This is a genomic window from Paenibacillus sp. PK1-4R (genome assembly GCF_030369595.1).
GTDB lineage: Bacteria > Bacillota > Bacilli > Paenibacillales > Paenibacillaceae > Paenibacillus.
The window spans coordinates 3,546,499-3,571,696 of record NZ_CP126535.1 but is presented as its reverse complement, the minus strand read 5'-3'; the positions used below and the strand labels follow the sequence as shown (position 1 = coordinate 3,571,696).

The window sequence follows — 25,198 nt, the reverse complement described above, 5'->3', positions numbered from 1 at the left end:
TACCACCTCTAAGCGTGAATGCGTAACAGTGCTTCGTTTTGGACAACCCGATCCTCAGCAATCTGCTCAACACTCTGATATTCAAAAGTATTCGATATAATGATGGGCACGACCGTATCAAATCCTGCTGCCCGAATAGCTTCATGATCATATTCGATCAGCAGATCTCCTTGCTTAATCACCTGATCCTGCTGCACATAAGCTGTGAAATGCTTTCCTTTCAACTTGACGGTGTTAATCCCTACGTGAACAAGCATCTCCACTCCTTCATTCGACATCAGTCCAATGGCATGTTTGGTTGGGAACAGCGATACAACTTTACCGTCAAATGGCGCGTATACTTTGCCATCGATTGATTCAACTGCAGCACCGCTCCCCAGAGCAAAGATGGGATCGTCGATTTCAGTTATATTTTTAACTATCCCGTTAATCGGAGAGCCAATGATTAGTGTTCCGGTTGGTCGAGTCAAAGCATGGGATTCTGAGGTCGACGTAATCACATTAGCGGCAGCAGAACCATCTGTTCCATTGCCAACACTTGCAGTAACTGGAGCTGGAATCTCTTCTTCAATTCCCCAGATCAAGACGGCAACCAGTGCAAGCGTAATGCTGATTGCTACCCCGATAATGATGTGTATATAACTGTCAGCGATATAGGTTGGCAAGGCCAGGATACCTGGCAGAATCAGAGCCGTTGCTCCTCCACCCCAGAAATTGATGTAAGCTGCTCCGATACCTCCTGCAAGCATCGCACAGATAAATGGGCGCTTGTACTTAAGGTTGAATCCGAAGATAGCCGGTTCGGTAATACCAAACATCGCCGTTACACCACTGGATAGAGCACTGGATTTGCTCGCTTTATGTTTCAATAAGAGGAATACACCAATACATGCCCCGGCTTGAGCCAGATTTCCAGTCAAGTTTGCAGGTGAAATTACCGAGTATCCATATTCAGCAATCAGCTGGCTGTTAATTGGAGTAATCGCGTAATGCATGCCAAATATAATTAGAAGGGGTCTGAATGTTCCAAATAAAAATGCACCAATGACGCCATTCACCGTATACAAATACGTTACAATTTGAGCAACTCCACTGCCGAAGTAGGTTCCTAAAGGTCCGAAAACAATTAATCCAAGTGGAACCATAATGAACAACACAATCATCGGCACAAACAAAATTTTAAACATATCGGGTATTCGCTTATTAACAAATCGGTAGACGAAGCTCATCACCCAAACCGAAATAATAATCGGAATGATCGTTGATTTATAGTTCACGAGCAATAATGGAAGGCCGAAAAAGCTTAAACTGGTAACACCCGTCTCTGCCACTTTTGCTGCACCTTCCATAATGGTGGGATACATGTAAGCCCCGGCAAGGGCCACAGCCAGATATTCGTTGGTTTTGAACTTCTTGGCCGCGCTGACTGCAAGGAAGAAGGGGAAAAAATAGAAAATAAGATCGCTAATCAGACTAAAGGTTTGGTACGCACCACTTGTTGTCTCAAGAAGATTCATTGTCGTCAGGATTGCAAGCACAGACTTCACCATACCGCACCCAATCAACACTGGAATGACTGGCCCGAATATACCTGCCACCGTTTCCACGACTCGGGAAATCACATTCTTTTTTTGTTGTACTGCTTTCACTTCAATGTCCTGATTTTCCAAGTCAAGCTTTTCACTTACTGCGTCAAAAACGCTTTTCACTTTTGCGCCAATGATGATCTGTAACTGACCGCTGTTAAACTGGGCTCGCAAGACACCTTCCAGTCGATCAAGCGCTTTCAAGTTAACCTGAGACTCATCTTTTACGTTGAATCTCAATCTGGTTGCACAATGCGTGGCATACGTAATATTATCCTGTCCAATGTTAGCGATAATCTCCTTAGCCAATTCCTCTGTTTTCATATGATTCCCCCGCCCTCTTAGCTGTCTTTACTTGCCTCCGGCAAAGTTGTATAACATCTTTTCACGTAGGCCTGATGTATCTTTGCCGAAGATTTCTGCAATTTTGTATGCAAATGGATAAGGTGTTGCAGGCCCTTGGCTTGTAACGAGATTCTGGTCAGCTACGACGACTTCATCCTTGAAGATGCCGCCAATCAATTTCTCAGCGTACCCTACATAACCTGTTACCTGTTTGCCCTCAATGACCTTTGCATCGGACAGTACCACCGTACCGGAACACATTGCGCCAATGTACTTATTGTTCTGATTGAAGTACTGCACCATGTCAATCACATCCGGATTTTCCTTCAGGTTTTGTCCACCTGGGCGGCCTCCCGGCAGAACGATCATGTCATACTGCTTTACTTCTTCGCCAAAAGGTTTGTCTGCTTCTACAAAGATGCCGTGCATGCCCTTAACCAGCTTATCGCCAAAATAAAACGTGTCACAGGTTAATCCAGCTCTTCTCAAAATATCAACAATCGTCAGCGTTTCTCCCTCTTCGTAACCTTCCGCCATCAACACTGCTACTTTATTCGTCATTTCAGTTCCCTCCTATTCAGCATCAAATGCATTGAAATATACCATACGATTTTTGACAGCCATACTGTCTCCGCCTAAGGCATCCACTAATGCAAAAGCGAAAGCATAAGACGTCGCGGGGCCGCGGCTTGTAATCAGATTTCCATCTTTAACAACAATATCTTCTTTAAAAGTACCGCTGGTTTCAATTTTCTGATCATAACCTACATAAGCTGTGAAATTTTTGTTCTCCAACACACCTGCTTTGGCTAGTGCAAGAGGTGCCGCACACATGGCTGCTACATATTTGCCGGACTGATTCATTTCCTGAATAAGTTGAATTACACGGTCATCATCACGAAGATTAGCGGCCCCAGGCATTCCTCCAGGGAGTACAATCATATCGTAGGTTTTAGCATCTTCACTGATGAGCGCATCAGCCTTGACCAAGATGTCATGACTACCACGAACCATTTCACCCGCTGTACTAATCATGTGACATTCGATATGTGCTCTTCTCAAAATATCAACAATCGTCAGGGTCTCACTTTCTTCAAATCCTTCTGCTAATAGAACTGCAACTTTACTCACGCACATAACCTCCTGTTAATTATATTTTGGAGCAGACATTTGCATATTGCTCACGCTTACACCGCTATGGACATCGTGAATACATTCATAATTTATCATAGATATTCGCAACCCCAAAGCACATTTAGATTGCTTGTATGTAACTAATAGTTGCAGTATGATGAACTTTAACCGTGTTGCATCTATAGTGTTTACATCAGAGTCACACAGAAGATTACCTCAGGAGGTATGCATGCTTAATAACTATAAATATTTTTTGGTTCTGTCCGAAGAGTTAAACATTTCCAATGCAGCGAAACGACTATATATTTCCCATCAATCACTCAGCAAATACCTAAAAAGCTTGGAAGAAAAACATGGTGTTGCGTTCTTCGAAAGAAAACCTAAAATTGCGCTGACAGCAGCGGGGAGAATTATGCAAGATACGCTTCGTCAAATTGAGCTGCTGGATCAAAACATGGAGAATCAACTTACTGATCTTAAAGAGGATAAGTCAGGCACGATTCATTTTGGCATTACCGAAGGCCGCTATCCCATTATCGTGCCGAAATTATTAAAAGAGTTTTATGCCCTGCATCCCAAAGTGGAGCTTAAAATTCATCGTACAACCTCACCGCAAATGCAGGAGATGGTGTTAAACAATTCACTGGATCTGTTTCTCTCGGGTGTGGACAATATCGTAACGCAAAATGTAAAGTATGAAACGATTCTGCTTGAGCAGATGTACATGGTAATCTCGGACAATTTGCTCAAGCAGTATTTCCCTGATCAATATCCCGAGTGCATCGAAACATTTAATCAGGGTGCGGATTTGAGTCTGTTTCAACATGTCCCCTTTGTTCTGAATAAGAAAAACTTCAATTCCCGTATTTTGCTCGATAAACATCTCTCTGAACGTAACATATCCCTGCATTGTATTAACGAATTGACGCAACCGGATATCCATCACCTTTTGTGTGCTGAGGATTACGCGGCCAGTTTTTCATTAACGATGTATCTTTCAGGGATTCATGCATTGAATGAGTCTAATCATACGAATTCTCACCTTCATGTATTTCCAATCGCTGATTTTTCTTATCTTCACCCGCTTGCATTGATCTATCACAAATCTAAAATTTTCCCCTCTTACGTAGAGGATTTGAAAAAAATAGTCAAACGTTATTGCACCCCTTCATTGCATCAAAGCAATTGAATCATATTGGCGCGTTCAATTACTTATGTGCATACAAAAGTTGAGTTAGTGCAGTTAACTTGTGCTTGAGTTCAACATCATGCCAACTTTATATTTTTGTTATGTAAACTTCCCGTGTATTTGCGGATTGAAGTCAAAATAACGAGGTGAACTGTTGTGAATCATATGATTGTAGAACTTGCCAACTACATAACCCGTCTTCAATATGAGGATCTCTCAGAGAGGGCTATCGAAGTAGGTAAACAGGTAATACTGGACTCTTACGGTAATATGGTATTTGGTCGATACTCTGAAACAAGTGAACGTATTTTGGAATACGCAAGATTGGCAGACTCTATTATTAAAAATGAAGACTTGGTCTCATTGATTGGTGAACAGGATGTCCGCACTAGCACAGATCATGCTGTCTTCATTCATACCATGATGGCACGTTGTGCAGACCTGGATGACGGCTATCGCCACGCCATGGGCCACCCTGGATCTGTGCTTGTTCCGCTCCTGCTAAGTATGGCTCAGCTTCACCGAAACGATGGCAAACAGATGATCACCGCCATTGTTGCGGCTTATGACGTATATGCTCGGTTAGGCGAAGCGATCAATCCATTTATGTACCGGGAAAGAGGATTTGATGCTACCGGGGTATGCGGCGCTGTCGCAGCAGCGGCCTTGGTAAGTAAATTAACAAATGCAGATGCCAAGCAGACCAAGGATGCGATGGGGATTGCTTCTCTGTTCACAGGAGGTTTGATTGAATATCAGAATGATGGAACTTCAGGAAAAATTTTATGCAGTGGCTGGGCGGCATTGACCGGATTAAGGGCCGTGAGACTGGCATCCTGTGGTTTCACGGGTCCTGATGAAGCTTTGGAAGGAAAATATGGATTCTTCCAGGCCTTCAAAGGAACAAGCGGGCATTGTGACACAAGTCATGTGCTGGAAGGACTGGGAACTGATTTTAAAGTGACTGACATTTATTTCAAACGTCATGCCTGCCAGCGTGGATTACACGCCACTCTGGATGCTATGTTGGAACTTCGTGAAGACTATAGTTTAACACCATCCAAGATCAAGTCTGTTGATGTGAGGACCTCTTCATTTGTATATCGTCTGACAAATCCTAAGCCCAAGACCGCAATCGGAGCACAGGCCAGCACACAATTCACTTCAGCCGTGGCTCTCAAATACGGTCGTATGGACTCAGAGGAATTAATATTCAATAGCTTCACCGATCCAGAGGTTCAGGAACTGGTGCAAAAAATTACAGTAACCCTGGATGATGAAGTGCAGCAATATCTGGCTGATCATCCAACTCATTTTTGCGCTGCCCATGTTGTTATAACAACCCATGATGGCAATATATATGAACGGTGGATGCCTGTACCTCTAGGCGATATGGAAACTCCGTTTGGCTGGAATATGCTTGAACAGAAATTCAATCGATTTCTTGCAGGCACACCTTTTGATGGAAACAAACAAGAACAATTCGAGTTTATTCGTAATCTGGAACATATGAATCATGTGGATAAGCTGCTCCGTTTCTAAACGAATTTAAACTGCATTAATGTAAGTTTACTAAATGCGCTAAAAAAGGTCGCTTACCCTTGTTGGATAAGCGGCCTTTTTAACGTTTGGACTCACACATGCCTATTTCGAATTTGCTAATATGCATTATATCCCATGGAGTTGGTTAACTTATACAACACCACTTGTATTGAAGTGAGAGAAATCCGATAAATGCTGATGCGGCTTATAGTGAAACTACAGAAGTAACAAAGCTTTGGAGGAAAATGGCATGTTAGGAAACATTCTGTTGGGTATGGTCATTCCCATTATATTGGGTGTATGGATTCTGCGTCGGAACTTTACAATCCTTATTCTATATTATCCACTTGGTGTGGCTATTTCAGCATCCATCAACAATATCGGGTTTAATTACTTCTGGAATATTCTGCCGAATACTCATAATCAATCCTTGGCTGCTCTTCCAATGGATCTTGGAGTCTATCCGATCGCTGGTTGCCTGATGATGTATATGATTTCAGAAAAAGGCACCAAGCCATGGTTGGCGATTCTTGTTGCATCATTGTCGCTGACATTAATCGAATGGGTTGCCAAAATGATGGGGCATGTCATCTATTTTAATGGATGGAACATAATTTGGACCTTTGTGTCATACCTCCTGCCATTTGTTCTTGCTTATGGTTACAGTAAACTATTGAGGTATACGAAGTGAAGTTTTACTGAAGCTTTCCACTAATAAGGCAGGACAGATGATATGGGTTAACGCTGATGGGCATACGTGCATATCTTAACTCATATTTGTCTTGGAGGGATTCGTAATGTATGTGGCATATCCTTATGGTTACAGGTACACTTTTACTCCGGTATGGGCAACATCATCAGCCGAAGCACTTGAATTAATCAAAACGGCTGTGCAAGGAGAACGAAACGATGAGGTGTTCTATGATTCACTGATTCAGTTGTCACCCGATGCCAATCAGGCTGCCATCATCACGAGCATCCGCAATGATGAACGAGGACATAATCAAATGTTCCGCCAAATGTACAAGGATCTGACAGGTCAAGAGATTTCGGGCGTAAGCAGTGAGCCAGTTGAGACGGTCACCTCTTATCTCGCCGGACTGCAAAAGGCGTTTCAGGGTGAATTGGCCGCCGTGGAAAAGTATAGAAAAATATGGTTTGGTCTCCCTTATGGCATATATAAAGACACGGTTTGGGGAATCATCCTGGACGAACAGAAACATGCGGATAAATATAACAATCTGATTACCTACAATTTGCCGAGATAGTCATGTATGGGATGAAAAACGTGCGTATTCTTTTAAAAATGAACAATTGAAAGCAGTAAAAAACCAGTGAATGAGTAAAGCTCACTGGTTTTTTTGCTTTGCTGAGTCTCACTGATATAAACTTGCTATCAAATGCACTCTTCCAACGTATCAGGTTCCACATGAACGTGAACGGTGTATACGTCATGTTCCTCCATTAACTCGTTCTCCACGTCTGTACAGATATCGTGTGCTTGTTGAAGGTCCAGCTCAGCATCAACTGTTATGACAACGTCTACTACAACGTTATTGCCATAGTTCCGCGCTCTCACGTCTTTAACTGTCTCTACGCTGTCAATTCCGGCAATCGTTTTTTTGTACTCCTGAATCAGTTCAACATCAAAACCATCCGTCAGATGATGTGTGGCTTCCTTGAAAATGTCCCAAGCGGTCTTGCAGATCAGGAAACCTACAATGACAGCCGTTACAGGGTCCAGCCATGGGAGGCCGAACTGGGAACCCACGATCCCAATGACCGTACCGGTGCTCACCCAGGCATCGGAGATATTATCTCGAGCTGCAGCCATGACTGCCTGACTTTTAATACGGGAAGCAAGTCTCTTGTTATAGCGATAGACCAGATACATGACAACCGCGCAGAAAATGCCTGTGTACGCAGCGATGATATCCGGAGATTCATGTGTACCCTGAAACACAGAACCAATGGCTTGAAACAGTACTTGTAAACCTACTGCCATCATAATGAAAGAAGCAACAAGTGACGCAACGGTCTCTGCTCTCCAGTGACCATATGTATGATCTGTGTCTGCTGGGCGTTGGGCAAGCTTCAAACCGATCAGTACAGCTATTGAGGCCACAATATCGGTGGCATTGTTTAATCCATCCGCCTTGAGTGCTTCTGATCCGGCCATATTGCCAACGATCAGTTTTAATACGGTCAAACATATGTAGGCGATAATGCTGATGATAGCTCCGCGCTCCCCCAGCTTTAGATTATCGTATTTAAGTTGATCCACATGATATCCTCCTGCAATCTTTAATTCAAGCACGTGTATGATGGTACCATTGAAGATTTGTGTGGGTCTAGAGAAACGTTTTGAGTGTGACGAAACATAATCTGAACGCGGCAATTTTTTTACAAGAATCCAAAAAAGTTGGATTTGGCAAACTTAAGTGATTAATGGGTGGTAAGAGGAAGGTGGCCGACTGCCTTCCCTTGTAACCACACTTTCGTGCACTTAGACAAAAAGAGCCAAATGGATCGTTATGATCCACTCGGCTCTTAGCGTTATTTTACAATAATTTGTATAACATCACTTACCGTTGTTCCACTTCCATTCATAATTCACTGCTCTGATTCAGAAAGTGTCGGTTCAACTGGCGCTTCATTGGCAAGCTGCTCCGAATCATCGGAATGCCGTTCGAACATAACTGCGTCAACCCTCGTATAGATCATATCCGCAGGAAGCGTTGGCGGGTCTACCGTTGTAGGCGTAACCCTGGTTAATCGAACATACTCGCTACCGTCGCCCGTAAAGTCGAACGTCCCCAGATTAACCCAACCCGATGAGCCGACCGTTGCATCGATATAGGTGACCTCGGTACCCGCTTTATGTTTCACTTCCACTTTGACATTGTTATCGTTTGCCGTCGTATGGACGAGTTTGTAGATCGAGACCGTATATTTCCCCTCTGGGAACTGGCCTTTCCACGTTGCTGATGAGCCTTGAACTGTTGAATAGCGGGATTTAACCCCAATTTTGTATCCGGCTAAATTGCTTTGGCTCCACGACCCTTCCGTCGTGTATAACCCCGTTGTATTTGTACTATCGACGATAATCGTTAGGTCCCTGATCGTGATATTCAAAGGCGGTGTGGTTAAGGTCACTCCGTCAATCGTAACAGTAGCCCATACCTCAATGTGATCCGTGTCTCCATCAAGATTAAGAAGGGTCAACACCCCACTGCTATTCACTTCAGCCAGATCCGTACGATCAACGAAATACTGCACATCGGCCTGTGTAAGATCACCGACCAAACCGTTATCCAAATAACCTGTTACGCTCAGTTGTGCGGTTTGAGTCATCTGCAGCTCGCTGCGATCGGACAGGATCACAGCAGACTCCAATTGCGGTATCTGGTTCGCGTCCACCCACATGATCGAATCGGCAACGACCCTGGACTTGTTGGCCTTGTTGGTTAGTTCCACGTACCCGCTATCACCTGCAGCAAAAGGATAATCCCCTAGGTGCACCCAAGTACCATTCGCCGTTGTCTCATCAACGGTAACCGTCTCGGAGCCCCCGTTATAATAAACGGTAAATGAGGCATTTGTAGCCCAATTTTCACTCGTTGCAGTGATTTGCGGAATCTTGTAATACACACTGTAAGTGACACTTTCCGGCAGCTCAGGCCGCCATCTCATTTTGCTTGTCGCTGTGCCAGCTGTAGATTTGGCATACACATAGTTATCATAGTAATAGTTGTCAGCCGTCGTATCCCTTATCCAGACGCCTTCTGTCTCCGCCTCCGTATTATCCACGATGATGGATGAACTATCCTGCCCATCGGGTTGGACTGGAGTTTCCGTTACCTGATCAGGCAGATAAAGTGTACGCTTGTTGGTCTGTTTCCCGTCCGATTCCACGTAATACGTAAAGGTTTGGGATAAATCATCCACTCGTATAGACCATTCCATCGGGTATATCGTATCGGGTATGGTCGTATACGTAGCTCCGCCATCCAATGAATAATGGATTGTCGCTGGTTTTGTCGTTTTGGCCTGCACATAAGCATCATAGACCGTTTCGTCGGGCTTAACCATCAGCATGCCTTTAACCGCATCAATTGGACTGTGGATGTCGAAAAAATAGCTTGCATCCGATGTATCAGCCGTTCTAACCTGATGCAGCGGTACATCAATATCGAGTCCCTCGACAATGATCGCGGTGATTCCCTTGCCTGAAACCGTAGCTTGAATGATTCCGCCACTCATTACCGTTTGCTCTGGTGTGCCATTGTCGCGGATGATCGTTACGGTATAATCCTGTGCCGGGTTGAATCCAATGATCTGTTCATTCAATTCAATCGGAGTCTGAACTTCTTCAGACGATGCATTGCTTAATCCGATGTAGAATTTATCCCCGCTCTCACCCGTTATCCAATTCAATTGAGGATGGTTGGTCTTAATAATCCCCTTAGGCATCCAGAGCCAAACGTCCGAATTACCATAAAATTGACCTGGTTTATTCCCATAGAGGTGATATTTGAACCATAAAAAATTCGTTTCAAATACGGAAGGAAACGTAATGCTCCCGTTTGATTTCAATGATTGTTCGCTAATCAAATAATCCATCGTTTGCCCGAGTTGCCCAGGGATATGGTGATAATAGATGGATGTAGCCCCGCTTGGGCCTTCCAGAGGAAAGTCCGGTTCAAGTTGGCTAACGGCGAACCCTTTATAATAATAACCTGGATAACTGGAATATCGTCCAATAACCGCATTATGAGCAATATCCTGCAGCAGTTTATCCCCTGTATAGAGCGACAATCTCAGCATGAACGGAGCTTCCTGAGCATTCATCCGATAATAGCCGGTTGTACTTCCTGCTTCAAACGTCAATCCGCTCGGTGAAATAAGCCAACGCTCCGCTTGAACACCTCCGGCAATATCTTCGGGAAGCTTGAGTCTTGGATATTGAAATTTACCACTTTCCGGCCAATGGAACGACTCGGCGTAATTATATGTCTCCGGCTGAGGAATCGTAACGTTACCTTCAGGAACTGGACGAGCAACGAACATTGTTGCATAGCGTTTGGCTTCCTTATAGGCGGCATCCAAGTATTTGGGATCCTGAGTTTCCTCATATAGCTCCAAGATCTCCATCCACAGCTTGCTATAATAATAAATGAACTCATTTTTGCTCACATCGAGGGATGCAGGCGTATCGATATGTTGCGTGATATAACTGTCGGCTGCATCCTTCGCAGCTTGCAAATACTGTGCATCTCCCGTCATCCGATACATCATCAGGGGCTGAATGACAGGCCCGCGGTCTTTCTGATCCGGGTCACGTACGAGGTATTCTTCCTGTGCCAGCGCCCCAATACCAGCTGTAGTGCCCATCATCTGATTAACAGCCGCTACGCTTGAAACATCAAATGGCAGAGTAGCCATTTTCCATAAGGAAGGCACACCGTATACTTTCTTCTGCGTTGGCGACCAACCAATACCATTTCGCGATACGCCATACTGGACGGACGGCAGTGCTCTCGTATCGTATAGCTGGTCATCCCCAGTTAAATAATAAGCTCCCAAAAGAACTGCATTTGAGCTTGTTCGGACGCTATCCTCGTTTTCGATATCTATAAAACCCTTGGCACGGCTCCACCACCCGCTGGGTGATGGGACATAATTAACAGAGTCGTCCCCTTGCGGCTCAATTTTAAGGAGATCAATCATATTAAACATCGCGTCAGTAAGCGACTGATCTGACACATTTTCCCGGTATGCCGAATAATCGTACTCATTGCGAAGAATATCCACGTAGGACTCATATAGATTGCTTTTTTGAGCGATTAGCCCCATATGAAATTGATACGTGCTTTCTGCGGTCATTTGCGAATAAGTCCCTAATTGAGGCGCATACAGGATGGGCTGCACGCTGCCTTCGTTGTTAACCAGGCTCATGCCAAGCCGTTGTTTCGTCACGCCTCCCGTCGGTTCAAATTCAACCGGAAGCTCTGTCGTAGGTACAAATACGCCATAGGTCAATGGATTTCCCGCACCATCATTTTTCTCAACCAGGCTCATCGGAGCGCTCAGCTCTCTTAAACTTGTTGATTCCACTGTACCTACCATTTTGGCATGTGACCGGAATCCATTTAACACTTCATTGATGCCCGAGACTGCCTCTGTTGTGAAGGACTGATATCCAATCACATAATTGCCGTCGCGGCGAGGCGTAAAGGCAAAAGAAACATCTGGTTTATCCCCTGCCATGGACCAGTTCACTTCAAAATCGTAATCACTGCCATGCGTAGAATCGGTTAATACCGCCGTCTGGCTGTCGGGAAAATGGACCCCGTCGAATGTAATCCAGCGTTTGTTCATCGTATCATAGTAATTGGTTCGGCTCCCCGCATTCCCGTCCAATAAAACCCATTGCTCCTCAAGTCGTTCTGATTCATTATTGATTGGAACCCAGTTCCCTGTCTCCGTGTTTTTGTAGAACATGTCACGAACGATGGATTTGCCTCCATCCCATACTGCCTCATGGAAGGTTGCTTTGTAGTTCGCATTTTCGATGCTGCCTTTCTCTGTGTAACTAAGATTTGCTAAGGTACGGCTCCTTAGTGGGGGGAGCGGTGGCTCTTGTTGAAGGATATTCCCCTCGAACTTGACTGCATCAGCCCGCGTAATAATTGTACCCGTAGAAGGCTGTGTTCGAGTCAGCCTGACAAATTCGCTATCATCACCACTAAACTCATACTCCCCCAGATCCACCCAACCAACCGATGGACCTGAAGAAGGTCTTAGATCCATAAACTTGACATCTGTTATCCCGTTATGAACAATCTCAATTTTCACATTACTGTCTGCTTTATCCGCCCAATCCAGCTTATAGAACGATATCCTCGCAGTCCCTGCTTCCAAGCGTGGATTCCAGGTGATGCTTCTACCTACAGCGTCTGTAAATTTGGAACTGGAATTATTGTATCCCTTCACTCCAGCGCTTGTGCTCCAATATGGAGCGGAGAATCCGTTATTAGCGTTGCCGGAATCAACCGTAACGACATGATCAATTGTGAGGCTCCCATCATCAATTATGATTGTCTTATGTGGCTCTTTCTGCGTTATATTCCCTTCGAACTTGACCGCATCCGCGCGTGTAAGGATCGTGTTTGTGGTGCCGGTAGAACGGGTCAATTGAACGAATTCTTCACCAACTCCAGAAAAATAGTACTCTCCCAAATCAACCCACCCTGCTGGAGCGCCAGATGAGGGTCTTAGATCCATAAAGACTACATCCGTTGTTCCATTATGAACAATTTCGATTTTTACATTGCTATCAGCCTTATCCGCCCAATCCAGCTTATAGAACGATATTTTCGCGGTTCCTTCTTCCAAGCGTGGATTCCATGTTATCGTTCTGCCTGCTGTACTCGTATATTTGGTGCTGGAAAGATCATACCCCTTCACCCCTGTGCTTGTAGTCCAATTTGGAGCCGCATATCCATTGTTCTCGTTACCCGCATCAGGTGTCACAACATCATTGATCTTGATACTCCCGTCATCGATGATAATCGTCTGATAAGGTAAGGTCTCCGCATAAGCGGTCCTTATTCCGATCAGGCTGGAAGGAACTACGACCGTCAACATGAAAACGATGAAGAAAAACAGCTTCCTTTTGACCATACAATTCACAGCCTCTCCTCATAATGATAACGCTTCCATAAATGTGTTGCCTTCTGCTCTAATGATCGTAAAAAAGCACTTAACCTTCCCCTTCTGCCTAATCCCGCTCTGTCGTTTTTATCTTAGCATGTTAGATTACAGTGAAATTTCTTTCATTTTAAGAATTTCTTATACGATTTTAAGTAAAAAAAGAAACCTACATCCTAATTGATTGCTCAGTTGCAGTCAGATAGAATATAGGTCTTCCAAGTGTCCCAAGTGAATCCATCAATTATAATGGCGGCTGCACCAATAACAATTTTCCAAGCTGAATGACCGTTTGATCATACCAAGCTGGATGCTGCCTAATATGCTCCATACTTCGTTCATTGCCACTTGTCTCAAACACGGCCGCTTTGTCAGTTTTCTCGTGATCGATCTCGAAGCGAACTGTATGTTTCCCATTTGGTAGTTCCGGCAAGAAAACATATTGATTTCTATTATGATCGTTGTAGGGTGTGAATCGATCAACAAGGAAGGGTTCCCCTCCATCCACCGACACCTTCAATCTGCCAGAATCCGGCCCCCCGATATCAAATAGCCCGATGTGGGTACCCTCAAACTCCACTGTGATCGCCTCTCCGGGATCAACTGCTCGCCATAGACCTTGGAACAACCAATCATACTCACGCACTAAAGGAAAATCATCAGGGGTCATGTAAGACCACCCTGCGGAAAAATGAGTAAGACGATCCAGTGGCAGCATGGTTGCATACTCCCAAGGATTGGACGGGACCAAGGGGTCCTGCGGCAAGTGATGTTCGACTTTTCCCACGTGATCTCGAAGTTCTCTGATTTTCTCAAACGACCGGGTGATTGTATCGGTGTAAATCTGATGTCCTTTGGGGATCGTTGGATGGATCGAATCATGCGTGAAAATAACGGCTCCGGGGATGGATACGTCTGCCCTTGAAGTAAAAATAAGCTTTCCATCCGAAACCAATTGACTGACCGCTACGCCCAGATGAATCGAAGGAATGCCGTAATAGTCGGCGACTTCCTCTTGCATAAGAGCGCCCTTCTGGTATTCGCCGGATTGAAATGAGGTCAAATCCCGCTCCTTGATCGTATATACAAACAGGATATCGATAAACCGGCTGCGCTTGCGAATCTGTCGGACAATGCCTTCGATCCGCGCCTTGGATTCGGGCACTCCGCCATCGTTGCCAACGAATTCAACAAATACGAGATCAGGCTGATGACGAAGCACATCTGTCTCTAAACGGGCGCAGCCGAGGTCCGATCCTGTCCCATCAATGCCTGCGTTCACAGCGTGGATATCGGCATGGGGATATTGCCCTCGCAGCCAATCCGCCGTCATGACCCTATATCCTTTCGAACGTGTATTACTACCGCCGAAATAAACGATGGTCACGGTTTCACCATTTTCCAACTTCTGAATGACATTAGGTAGCCCTCTTCGTGGGAAAAATTCCTTCATCACGACTTCACCCGCCCTCACTTAGCGTTATTAGGAGCATAAAGTTTTACAGCAAACACTTCATAATAAGGCGAACCATACGTTGCACAGAAATCAAACCGGATGTGGGTTACACCTTGTGCAAACACCTGATGTTTGTTCAACGAAAGATAATTCCCACGGACTTTAATTTCACTCTCGCTTCCATCTTCCAAAGTTAAAGTCACATCATAATCTTGAATCAACGACTCGATTGGATCATCGAAATGCTCCAAATTCAGCTGCGAATTGAAAACAAGATGGATTTCATCCAGATTCTTGGGGCTTGCAAAACCAAATTCCAACCATTCCTGTCCTTCCGTACGTTCCGAAATCCAGCTGTTCGGCAGACCATAAGGTCTGGAGAAGCCGTTGACGACATTCGCGGGATTATACATATCCTGGAATGGTAGCAGATCCTTGAAGCAAATGCTCTTATTAAGTTTCTTCAGCCTGGATGGCTCTTCCGGTCTATAAAGGAAGCTCACCGCTCCAGTCATTTTCCCTTCATTGCCATACACGGCAAGGCTCGCCGCACCTTCCAATACGATGTAGATTTTGTCGTCTTCTGGCTTCTTGCAGTTGAGGTCCAGTGTAATCCAGTCATCGTGACCCGCTGAAATCACCAAGTTGTAGCCCTTCAGCTCGCTGGTGGGAATATAGTTTTCCTTTCGATCCCCACCAAACAGCTTCACTTGCAACGTTTCCGAATGCTCGGATCTATTTTTGATTTTGATCTGCACGCTTTCAACCACGGGTGTCTGAATCGGCAAGACCAAACATAACGCTTTCTCCAAGGAGATCTCTTCGGTTGTATGAAGTTGTTCATAGCTTCGCTGAGACGAGGCACGAATCGTTAATCCGTCTGCGAAATAAGGATCTAACGGCTCTTGAAGCCCTACAATCGTTTGCCCGTCTCGAAGCAACTGCGCCTGAAGCTCACCCATATGCGCTTTGACGATGGCCGCAGGGTCTGTATCATATTTTACGCATAACGCAGCAGCCGTTCCTACCGCCTGCCCCATACAACCACAAGTTGCCATCACCCTTGTAGACCCAAAAGCCACATGAGTAGCGCTTATATTACGGCCAGCGAACATGAGATTAGGAATATTGCGTGAAAATAAGCTGCGAAAAGGGATATTATACAATCCCGGCACAAAGTTCCACGCGGTAGCCGGCCCTTCATCGTAGATGCCTTTATTTGCATGCAGATCCATATACCAACCTCCGACGGATACCGCATCTTCGAAATGAGTCTCTTCTGTAAGATCGTTCTGAGACAGCATGTGTTCCCCTATAAAACGTCTCGACTCCCGCTTTCCCGGAATCGGGCATACATAATCCAGGATAAGGTTGTCTACATCATCAAACTCACCGCTATTTTTGATATAATCCCATATCCCGTATACCAATTTCCGCAGTTCCAATGCGATGTCTTCATTATTCTTGATAATATCCATATGTCCGCCGTATTCCAGCCACCACAATCCGCCAAGCCCGTTGATTTTCCTTGGAAAAGATCGATGATTTAATCCTTTTCTGATACTATCAAAAAACTCCAGCTTCGTAATATCATACGCAAAGCCTGGCCTTTTGTAAGGAACGGAATAGTTTACGTCACGGGCTTGAAACAGAATCGTATCACCCATCGTGTAATGATCTGCCACTTCTGGAGCGAGCTCCTCCTGGTATTCATGCTTCGCCTCTCTTCCCCATCGGAAGTGAGCACCTGCTTGGTATCCAACAATTCCATCACCGGAGCAATCGATATAGGTTGGGCTTTCAAAACGAAATTTTCTTTCGGAAGCCAATTGAAGGCCCTCCACCCATTGAATTCTGCCGTTCTCCATGCCCGTTTCATGCACACATGTATTCAGAAATAGAGAAATGTTGGGTTCATCATAAACCATGTCAAGCAAGACCGTATCCGAAAGTGAAAGCATAAGCTTTTTGTTGTATAACGGATTATAATGAAAGATCTTCAGTTTAAGTTCTTCCACCAACCCGCCTTCGCGAGCATAATAGGATGGACTGTTTCCGAGATATGCCGACCCGTTAATGTGAACTCTGACCTCGCTGCTCGCATTTCCACCCAGAACTGGCCGATCATTGATAAGTGAAACCAGCAACCCTTGGCGTGCGGCAGCAATGGCAGCACATATCCCGGCAATTCCTCCACCAATGACGGTTACATCTGATTTCATAAGCTCCATTTTGATAACCTCCATGATTAGATGCTCCTATCATGGTAATGGTTTTGACCCTTTTTTTTTTACAGGATTTCGCGAAAAAATCATACATTTTTTTGTATCCTTATTTGAATTCCTACCGTGTCATTTTTATCCGGTATTGCTTAGGTGTATCCCCCGTATATTCTTTAAAAAGTTTGCAAAAGTACCCTTCATTGACGATGCCTACTTCCTCGCACAATTCCAATAATGAATAATCTCGAACGTTTAACAACTCGAGGGCGAGATGGATTTTTTTACGGTTAATGTAGCTGATCACGCCTTCGTTCATTGTTTTTTTGAATAAGCTACTAAAATACGATGGTGCTAAATTCACTTCCTCGGCAATTGCCTCCAACGTTAAACGTTGTTTCAGGTTTGTCTCTATATAATGCATTGCACTCATAATTTCTGCACGATGTAATAGTTGGCCCGCATGCACGTATTCGAATGTGAAGTCGCCAATATAGGCGAGTTGCTCCTGAAAAGCCATAAATTCCATGGGGAAGTCTGGAACTTCCGTGGCCATCTTATTCCCCGATTTAAATTTCACGGTAATGTCTCTGTACAAATCTCTAATCATTGGCGCCATGATAGACTTGTGAATTTTATGGTCCGTAACAAATTGCGACAGATCGGCAAGTGCATTGTCCAGCTCTTCCTTGGAAATCTTCCTCTTCAGGCGTATAAGAAAATCAGCAAGCTTCTGCTGAAAATCTGCTTTTTTGTCATTATGGTATTGGAACCGATGCATCGGTGTTTTTACGACTTTTTCGGTATGATAATAGAAATCCTCACTCACATTTTCAGCTTCCGTGTACGCCTGTTTGATCGATTCCCAGCCTCGATGCGGACTTCCAAAAGCGACAGATACCCTTTTATTCAAATATTGATGCAAATGAGAGATGATCTGCCCTCCCAAAGATAAACAAGCATATTCCGATTCCATATCACTGCGGTTATTTTCCCAAGATAAAAAGCCAATAAAACGATTATCGGACAGATCCGCAGCTACGCCACTGCTACCATTCATCACCGTTTCTTCGATGATATTTGTTATCGCATATTTCAAGATGTTTTGATCTGCGGCCGCGTATTCGTTTCGGAAACTTTCGTACGTATTCATCTCAACGATGAAGCAGCAATAGTTGGCTTGAAAAAAATGAAACTGCATGCGATTGGCAAAATCCGATGCCCGATGAGAAGGGATTTCGCCTCGGATTAATTCGTTAAAAAATTGCTTGCGGACTCTATATTTATTTTCAAGCACGGATACGTTTAACGAGTGAAATTCCGCCTCTTTTTTCTCAAACTCATTTAAAATTCCGGCTGCCTTATCCAACGCTCGATTCAAATCCGCTTCCCTCAGTGGAACCTTTACAATGTACTCCAATACGTTGGCTTGAATCGCTCGTTGAGCGTATTCGAAGGATGAATAGGCGGTCAGAAGTATGTATTGGGTATGGGGGAGCTCCGCCTTGAGCTGCTCAATCATGGAGATTCCGTCCATTCGCGGCATTACAATATCGGATATGACGATATCCGGTTTAAGTTTTATGATCTCCTCGATCCCATTCAGCCCATTATTCGCTTTGCCCACCAGAACAAATCGTCGATCCCTATGAGAGAGTTCATTAAAAAACAATTCCAATCGCTGAATGATCAGGTCTTCATCGTCAACAATGAAGCAGGTATAGTCTCTCCCCATTATGCATCTCCTTTTGGCAATTCTGCCGGGAATACAGCGCGTATACGGGTTATTTCCTTAGGTATGCTAATGATATCCAGCCCGAATTGATCTCCGTAGTGGAGTCTTATTCGCCCATGAATATTATTCAGTCCGATTCTTTTCCTTTTTACTTCCTCTTCACTCGGTTCTGAGATTAAAATATGTTTTATTTTATCAGCTGGAATTCCCTCTCCTTGATCAATAACTTCGATGATGACGATGCCGTCCTCCCTGTACGCATGAATCGTAATAGGGCCCTCAATTCCCCCTCCGTTATAACCATGGAAGATACTATTCTCCACAAGGGGCTGTAACAGCATTCGGAAAACTAGAAAATCCATCAGTCCTGCTTCGATATCTTCAATCAAGTGGAAGTTTCGGTTATACCGAATGTTCTGGATCTCGATATAGTCCGCTACATTGCGTAATTCCTGGCGTAGGGAAACCTTCTCAGAAGCATCGTCTATCCCATATTCCAATAATGAAATGAGCGATCCGATCACCACATCTACTTTCTCTATTTGTCCGAGACGTATCACATTGCTGATTGAACCAAGTGTGTTATACAGAAAATGTGGGTTTATTTGAGACTGTAACACCTGGATTTCCAGCTTCCGCTCAAGTTCATTATGAAGCTCGGCCCGGCGAATCAGTTCCACAATTTGCTGTAACATACGATCGAATGCTCGTGAAAGATCGCCAAACTCATCGTTTCGATTAATCGTAACTGTTGTTGTAAGGATACCTTGTTCCACCTGCTTCATTTTTGTTTTGAGCGTATAGAGTGGTTTTCTTATATATTTGGCAACCAAAAAAGAAATGAACAAACTTAAAAGAAGACCTGCAGCGAGCAGCTCGAGGTAATAGGTTTCCAATCTGGACAACGCTGCTTTTAAGCGTGATTCATCGTTGATCGAGATGATGGTCCAGTTGAATTTCTCCGTTGGTTTTTTCAAAAGGGAGACCGGAATACCATCGTTGGTAGACAGTTGAAGGTTTGTTTCCGTCGTATCCAGAATTTCTTCCGCTGACGTCTCTCCGATCGAAAAAGAATGATCTTGAATATTCAGAGGTCCTTTATTTTCAGAAAATCCGGCAATGATCTTACCTGACGCAGTGATCAGAGCCAGATTCATTTGTTCCTGTTTATTAATCTTGAACAAGGTTTCTTCAATGGCATTTAGATCCAAATCAACCGCAATGGCCATAGGAAACGGAGCACCGTTCAGATATCGAACCATCGTAACGGTCCAGCCAGAATACTTCGATTTGTAAGGTTCACTAACAAAGGTAGTCCTTCTATTTTTGTCAGCCGCATCAAATAAAGGTGCTCTTTCAGATAAAGGTTCATCGAATATTCGAGTAGGTGTACTTCCACCCAGAATGGATAAATCACTTTTGATCAAATAAATATTACTGACATAAATACTGTTGAGTTCATACAGCTCCCTTAATTGCTTTTTAATCACTTCGGTATTGTTAATGTTGGCTTTCACTGATGTTTCAACTGAGAAGAGAATCGTCTGGAAAGAGGAAAAATTAACGGTAAAATACTGGTCAACCTTGTCTAATATTTGATTGGTGTAAAAAATGTCATTGGTTCTTATTTCCTTTTGGACATAGCGATAAGACAATTGGCTTATCAAGATGATGCAGCCTAATACAAAGGCAAACACGATAAAAAATAATTTTAAAGGCAAGCTGATTCTTCTTCGCATCCATCATCTTCCTTTTAGTCCCGTTTTAAACTAAGAATAGCATATGCTAATAAAGAGAGGGGCTACGAATAGCCACTCTCTCTTCGTTTATTTTTACTTGATAAGGCCGGCTTCTTTAAATTGCTGGATTGCTGTTTCCTTATATTTCTGCATGTCAAACTTGGTATCCAGCGTCTGAAGGAAATTGTCCCAGTTGGAAAGAGGCTCTTTGCCCGTCATAAATTTAACCAAGCTTTCATTAATGAAACGTGTGCGGTCAGCATCCAAGGTATCGCTAGGGTCAGGGGTCAATAAATTTCCGGGCAGCGTTGGCCCCACATATTGCTGATTGTCCTTGAAAGCTTCCGCCGTCTTCGGATTCTGGAAGCTGAAGTACTCTGCATCATCACCACGGCGTGGCATTCTATAATGATCGACCCACAGGTACTTCTCTTTCATTTCCTTTGATAATTCGGAGGTTTTATTTTTGATCTTGCCGTCTACGACATCCCAATGAATCCCTTTGATTCCGTATGCAAAGTTCGGATAGGCTTCCTCATCCGTAAAGAGATAATTCAGCATGGATAAGATCCGAATGATTTTTTCCTCGTCTGCTTTTGCGGATATGGCCCATGAATTACCCTGGAATGATTTTCTCTCTACAATTTGATCCCCGTAAGGACCTTTCATCGGAGGAATAACGATCCATTCCGGCACCTCGCCACTAATTTCTTTCATTTTCTGCTGATAATCCGGCTCCAGTCTGCGAGCATCTCTGATCATGAAGCCAACTCTACCCTTAAACATCTTTTGGTCCAACAGATCAGGCGAATTCATCGTTACCCAGTCCGGGTCAACCACCTTGGCTGCCATCATTTTATTAATGTAAGCAAGCGCCTCTTTCATTTTGGGATCGATAAACAGAAATACCGGTTCATTATCTTTTATCTCAACGGCTGAAGGAGGATTGACGCCAAACATCCACATCAAGCTATCAAAGCCATAGGTTTGCAGATTACCTTCTTTATTCATACCGCCGATGAATCCGTACGTATCGTTTTTGCCATTCCCGTCCGGATCTTTCTCTGTAAAGGCTTTCATAACTTCGAACAACTCATCAGGTGTCGTTGGTACCTCCATATTCAGCTTTTTCAGCCAATCGTTGCGGATGAAGAAGCTTCGACTGATACCGTTTACATTATCATAACCTGGAACTCCAATCGTTTTTCCTTGATAGGACATCGCCTCCCATGAGTCGGTGCCAAACCGTTTCTGTAGTTCAGGGAATTGGTCCATATACGCTGTCAAATCCGCAAGAACTCCTTGGTCGTAATATTGCGCAAGATCAGCACGACTTTTCAAGAAGATCAGGTCTGGAATATCCCCGCCTGCAATGAGTGTATTCAGTTTGGTTGTTGCTTGACCAGCCTGAGGAATCATCATCTCCAAGTCGATGTTCATCTCTTCTTCCAACATTTGGCGTTGAATATCTTCATCACGTGGAGGTACCGGAGCAGCGGCATTAAAAGTGCCTTGGTTAAACATTGAGATTTTCATTTTGGTTGCAAACTGGCCAGACTGGCCTTGCGAATTACTCGAAGTTGTCGATGTAACTTCTTCATTCCCCCCACATCCTGACAAAAGCGTTCCAAGTCCTAAGATTGCCGATAGAATAGCAAATGAAATCTTTTTACGCTGCATATTGACCTCTCCTTTGCTTGTATATTATCACGGTTTCCCCGTAATAAGTTAGGTTGGAACACCTTTTATCCTTTAACGGATCCCAGGAGTACACCTTTGGTAAAATGCTTTTGCAAAAATGGATAAACGATCAATATCGGGACTGTAGTTACAACTACTGTAGCCATCTGCACAGCGAACGTACTGACAGCCCCTGAATTGGCGAGCGAATCAGCGCTTTGAGTTGCGACGTTAAGCAGGATGTTGCGCAAAATCACTTGAAGTGGCATGTAGTTGGAATCATTGATATATACAATAGCATCAAAATAACTGTTCCAATGCCCGACTGCGTAAAATAAGGAAATGGTGGACAGGACGGGTAAGGACAGGGGTAAAATGATCCGCCATAACGTCTGAAGTTCACTGGCACCGTCTACCCTCGCTGATTCCTCAATTTCACCAGGTAATTGTTCAAAAAAACCTTTGATGATCACCAGATTAAATGCACTAATGAGATTTGGAATAATCAATACCCAAGGACTGTTTAACAATCCCAAAGAGCGGATTAGTAAATAAGTCGGAATTAATCCCCCACTGAACATCATGGTAAACACAATGAAGAGTAAAAACGGACTTCTTCCGGGCAAATATTTTTTGGATAGCGGGTAGGCCGCGATCACCGTAAAAAACACATTTAACGCAGTGCCTACAATTGTTCGAAATAACGTAATTTTATACGCCTGCCAGATCCCATGAGAAATGAATACTTCTTTATAGGCCAGAAAGGTAAAGGATTCTGGTATAATCACAATCCCTCTTCTTAATACTTCCGATTCTGGTGTTACGGAGACAGCAACCACATATAGAAAGGGCAGCACGCACAGTAGGGATAATATAATAAGAACTACATAAACGACGGTTTGCCAGACTTTTTCCCCGATTGTCATATGGATCATTCTAAAGACCACCTCACCAGATTTGCCCATCGAATTTTTTGGCGAGCTTATTCGCTGCCAACACTAAAGCAAATCCGATGACAGCTTTAAACAATCCTACAGCCGTAGCCAAGCCAATCTTAAGACGTTCCAACCCTTCGCGGTATACCCATGTGTCGATAATATCGATCTTCTCCTGGTTAAAGGTGTTGGCAAACATGAATATTTGGTCAAAACCCGCATCCAGGATATGGCTTAATTTAAGAATCAGCATCAGAATAATGACTCCTCGAATACCGGGTAACGTGATATGCCAGAGCTGTCTCCATTTGGATGCACCATCCATTCGAGCCGCTTCATACAAGCTTGGATCGATTCCTGCCAAGGCGGCAAGGTACAAAATCGCCCCCCATCCAATATCCTTCCATACTTCAGATAAGATGATCAGCATTCTGCCCCAGGCAGGTTCCGTTAGAAACGAGATGGGTTCAACACCGAAATCCTTCAAAATCATGTTAAAGAGACCGTCGCCTGGGGCTAGTAATGCTACCATAATTCCATACACAATGACCCATGATAGAAAATGAGGCAAATAAGTGATCGTCTGTACGATTTTCTTAAACCATTGGCTATACACTTCATTGAGGAGTAAAGCAAGCACGATGGGCGCGGAGAAACCGAACAATAGCTTATACAGCGATATAACAATCGTATTTTTCATGATGTCCCAGAAATAAACGCCGTTCATAAAATCCGTAAAATTTTTGAATCCCACCCATGGGCTATCCCATAGTCCCAAAGCCAGGTTGTAGTTTTTAAAAGCAATCATAATTCCCGCCATAGGAATGTATTTGAATACCGCAAAGTAAATTAAAGCTGGTAATAAGAGAGCATACATCACTTTGTGCTTTTGTATCGTCCTTATCCATGTCTTTCGCTTTTTGGAGATGGGAATGGCGTCCGCTGCCAATTTTGCTTGCATTTCATCACCTCGTCTTTGTTTGTATTTGTATAATAGCACCCGCCTATCGGATAAATTTCTGAAATATCAAGAATTTCTTATAAGATTTTAAGGAAGTGTGCCTGGGCTCGTTCCAACAGCTAATTCCGGCAGGTGAGACAAGAACTTTTCTACTAAAATAAAAAAAAGCCGCTATAATAGCGACTTTCAAATGCCGTATTTATACTTCTCCCCAAAAAATCTCAGTTTCATAATCGAATTCAACAAGACCATTTTGATTATTTTTATCAAATAAATTCCGTAGTTCTGTCATCATTGGATCGTAATTTGCATGCCCGGGTACAGGGCTGTAAGAAGATGATAACAACCGGCCCTTCAATCCCTCGAAATCGAACTCCTGACTCATTTTGAATCGCATTTCATGCATTGAACCTTCCTTGAAAAAAGAGAGCAATATCGCCTGAGAAATATTTTTATGATTAACTTTTTCGTAGTCAGTTCCATATGTATGGAGCAGTTGATTGTACTCTTCACGAAATGGAGTACCGTTAGTAAGACGTGAATTCCAGATGAGTATTACTCTCCCACCTGGCCGTAGAATTCTGCGGAACTCGATTTGGGCTGCGGAGCGATCAAACCAGTGAAATGCCTGAGCACAGACAATAAAATCAACCGACTGATCAGGTAATCCAGTAGACTCAGCAGAACCTGATGTACTCTGAAATTTCGGATTACTTTCTAACATTTGCTCGGCGGCTTCCCGCATTGCCTGATTTGGCTCGACTGCGACTACATAGCTTCCACGTTCCAGAAGTAGTTTTGAAATGATGCCAGTGCCTGAACCGATGTCTGCTGTATTACTGCTCGCACGTAAACCAACGACGTCGTTCAAATAGTCAATAGCCTCTTTTGGATAACTCGGGCGGTATTTCAAATACGAATCGACCCGGCTCGAAAACCGTTCTCTATTGTTCATCGATCGTCA

Annotated in this window: 17 protein-coding genes; 4 read left to right on the top strand and 13 right to left on the bottom strand. The window is 43.9% G+C overall.

Annotated features, from left to right (window positions below; genetic code table 11):
* Nucleotides 1-8: 8 nt before the first annotated feature.
* From QNO02_RS15495 to QNO02_RS15485, 3 genes are read right to left on the bottom strand one after another with little or no spacing between them, the layout of a single operon-like run.
* Nucleotides 9-1,910 carry a glucose PTS transporter subunit IIA gene (locus QNO02_RS15495; protein ID WP_289389204.1) on the bottom strand — a complete coding sequence of 634 codons (1,902 nt, stop codon included), beginning with the start codon at nt 1,908-1,910 and terminating at the stop codon, nt 9-11.
* Nucleotides 1,911-1,937: 27 nt separating this feature from the next.
* Nucleotides 1,938-2,492, bottom strand: a complete 555-nt coding sequence (locus tag QNO02_RS15490; RefSeq protein ID WP_036615521.1) for a DJ-1 family glyoxalase III — start codon at nt 2,490-2,492, stop codon at nt 1,938-1,940.
* A 12-nt stretch (nt 2,493-2,504) separates the two neighbouring features.
* Complete coding sequence (locus tag QNO02_RS15485) at nt 2,505-3,062, bottom strand: DJ-1 family glyoxalase III (RefSeq protein ID WP_289389203.1); 558 nt, start codon at nt 3,060-3,062, stop codon at nt 2,505-2,507.
* Between the two features lie 232 nt (nt 3,063-3,294).
* Between QNO02_RS15485 and QNO02_RS15480 the strand changes: the two genes are divergently transcribed.
* The 4 genes from QNO02_RS15480 to QNO02_RS15465 all read left to right on the top strand — a co-directional run bounded on the left by QNO02_RS15480 (nt 3,295) and on the right by QNO02_RS15465 (nt 7,064).
* Nucleotides 3,295-4,254, top strand: coding sequence for a LysR family transcriptional regulator (locus QNO02_RS15480; protein ID WP_289389202.1), 960 nt, complete (start codon nt 3,295-3,297; stop codon nt 4,252-4,254).
* A 165-nt stretch (nt 4,255-4,419) separates the two neighbouring features.
* Nucleotides 4,420-5,796, top strand: a complete 1,377-nt coding sequence (locus QNO02_RS15475; protein WP_289392795.1) for an MmgE/PrpD family protein — start codon at nt 4,420-4,422, stop codon at nt 5,794-5,796.
* A gap of 250 nt (nt 5,797-6,046) precedes the next feature.
* Nucleotides 6,047-6,487 (top strand): CBO0543 family protein, encoded by a 441-nt coding sequence (locus QNO02_RS15470; RefSeq protein WP_289389201.1) that lies wholly within the window; start codon nt 6,047-6,049, stop codon nt 6,485-6,487.
* A 106-nt stretch (nt 6,488-6,593) separates the two neighbouring features.
* Complete coding sequence (locus QNO02_RS15465) at nt 6,594-7,064, top strand: ferritin family protein (protein ID WP_127548746.1); 471 nt, start codon at nt 6,594-6,596, stop codon at nt 7,062-7,064.
* Between the two features lie 128 nt (nt 7,065-7,192).
* Here the strand turns inward: QNO02_RS15465 and QNO02_RS15460 are convergent, their stop codons facing one another.
* From QNO02_RS15460 to QNO02_RS15415, 10 genes are all read right to left on the bottom strand, one after another.
* Nucleotides 7,193-8,080 carry a cation diffusion facilitator family transporter gene (locus tag QNO02_RS15460; protein ID WP_289389200.1) on the bottom strand — a complete coding sequence of 296 codons (888 nt, stop codon included), beginning with the start codon at nt 8,078-8,080 and terminating at the stop codon, nt 7,193-7,195.
* 329 nt (nt 8,081-8,409) lie between these two features.
* Entirely contained in the window at nt 8,410-13,482 is a 5,073-nt protein-coding gene (locus tag QNO02_RS15455) for a golvesin C-terminal-like domain-containing protein (protein ID WP_289389198.1), read from the bottom strand.
* 271 nt (nt 13,483-13,753) lie between these two features.
* A complete protein-coding gene (locus tag QNO02_RS15450; protein ID WP_289392793.1) occupies nt 13,754-14,962 on the bottom strand; it encodes an SGNH/GDSL hydrolase family protein in 1,209 nt (402 codons plus the stop codon).
* A gap of 17 nt (nt 14,963-14,979) precedes the next feature.
* A complete protein-coding gene (locus QNO02_RS15445; protein ID WP_289389197.1) occupies nt 14,980-17,211 on the bottom strand; it encodes an FAD-dependent oxidoreductase in 2,232 nt (743 codons plus the stop codon).
* A gap of 97 nt (nt 17,212-17,308) precedes the next feature.
* Nucleotides 17,309-18,919 carry a response regulator gene (locus QNO02_RS15440; RefSeq protein ID WP_289389195.1) on the bottom strand — a complete coding sequence of 537 codons (1,611 nt, stop codon included), beginning with the start codon at nt 18,917-18,919 and terminating at the stop codon, nt 17,309-17,311.
* The gene (locus QNO02_RS15435; protein WP_289389194.1) at nt 18,919-20,658 is read right to left on the bottom strand and encodes a sensor histidine kinase; all 1,740 of its coding nucleotides are present in this window, start codon (nt 20,656-20,658) and stop codon (nt 18,919-18,921) included. Before QNO02_RS15435 ends, QNO02_RS15440 begins: the two co-directional genes overlap by 1 nt.
* 93 nt (nt 20,659-20,751) lie before the next feature.
* On the bottom strand, nt 20,752-22,338 hold the full coding sequence (locus QNO02_RS15430; protein ID WP_289389192.1) for an extracellular solute-binding protein: 1,587 nt from the start codon (nt 22,336-22,338) through the stop codon (nt 20,752-20,754).
* Between the two features lie 65 nt (nt 22,339-22,403).
* A complete protein-coding gene (locus QNO02_RS15425) occupies nt 22,404-23,273 on the bottom strand; it encodes a carbohydrate ABC transporter permease (RefSeq protein ID WP_036615551.1) in 870 nt (289 codons plus the stop codon).
* Nucleotides 23,274-23,286: 13 nt separating this feature from the next.
* Complete coding sequence (locus QNO02_RS15420) at nt 23,287-24,234, bottom strand: ABC transporter permease (protein ID WP_036671347.1); 948 nt, start codon at nt 24,232-24,234, stop codon at nt 23,287-23,289.
* Between the two features lie 199 nt (nt 24,235-24,433).
* Complete coding sequence (locus QNO02_RS15415; protein WP_289389191.1) at nt 24,434-25,189, bottom strand: class I SAM-dependent methyltransferase; 756 nt, start codon at nt 25,187-25,189, stop codon at nt 24,434-24,436.
* Nucleotides 25,190-25,198 lie beyond the last annotated feature (9 nt).

Excerpts from the sequence above, each read along its gene's own strand:
- QNO02_RS15495 (WP_289389204.1), bottom strand. The coding sequence starts at position 1,910 with ATGAAAACAGAGGAATTGGCTAAGGAGATTATCGCTAACATTGGACAG.
- QNO02_RS15475 (WP_289392795.1), top strand. The coding sequence starts at position 4,420 with ATGATTGTAGAACTTGCCAACTACATAACCCGTCTTCAATATGAGGAT.
- QNO02_RS15450 (WP_289392793.1), bottom strand. The coding sequence starts at position 14,962 with ATGAAGGAATTTTTCCCACGAAGAGGGCTACCTAATGTCATTCAGAAG.
- QNO02_RS15470 (WP_289389201.1), top strand. The coding sequence starts at position 6,047 with ATGTTAGGAAACATTCTGTTGGGTATGGTCATTCCCATTATATTGGGT.
- QNO02_RS15430 (WP_289389192.1), bottom strand. The coding sequence starts at position 22,338 with ATGCAGCGTAAAAAGATTTCATTTGCTATTCTATCGGCAATCTTAGGA.
- QNO02_RS15490 (WP_036615521.1), bottom strand. The coding sequence starts at position 2,492 with ATGACGAATAAAGTAGCAGTGTTGATGGCGGAAGGTTACGAAGAGGGA.
- QNO02_RS15445 (WP_289389197.1), bottom strand. The coding sequence starts at position 17,211 with ATGGAGGTTATCAAAATGGAGCTTATGAAATCAGATGTAACCGTCATT.
- QNO02_RS15440 (WP_289389195.1), bottom strand. The coding sequence starts at position 18,919 with ATGGGGAGAGACTATACCTGCTTCATTGTTGACGATGAAGACCTGATC.
- QNO02_RS15435 (WP_289389194.1), bottom strand. The coding sequence starts at position 20,658 with ATGCGAAGAAGAATCAGCTTGCCTTTAAAATTATTTTTTATCGTGTTT.
- QNO02_RS15415 (WP_289389191.1), bottom strand. The coding sequence starts at position 25,189 with ATGAACAATAGAGAACGGTTTTCGAGCCGGGTCGATTCGTATTTGAAA.
- QNO02_RS15455 (WP_289389198.1), bottom strand. The coding sequence starts at position 13,482 with ATGGTCAAAAGGAAGCTGTTTTTCTTCATCGTTTTCATGTTGACGGTC.
- QNO02_RS15480 (WP_289389202.1), top strand. The coding sequence starts at position 3,295 with ATGCTTAATAACTATAAATATTTTTTGGTTCTGTCCGAAGAGTTAAAC.
- QNO02_RS15420 (WP_036671347.1), bottom strand. The coding sequence starts at position 24,234 with ATGCAAGCAAAATTGGCAGCGGACGCCATTCCCATCTCCAAAAAGCGA.
- QNO02_RS15425 (WP_036615551.1), bottom strand. The coding sequence starts at position 23,273 with ATGATCCATATGACAATCGGGGAAAAAGTCTGGCAAACCGTCGTTTAT.
- QNO02_RS15465 (WP_127548746.1), top strand. The coding sequence starts at position 6,594 with ATGTATGTGGCATATCCTTATGGTTACAGGTACACTTTTACTCCGGTA.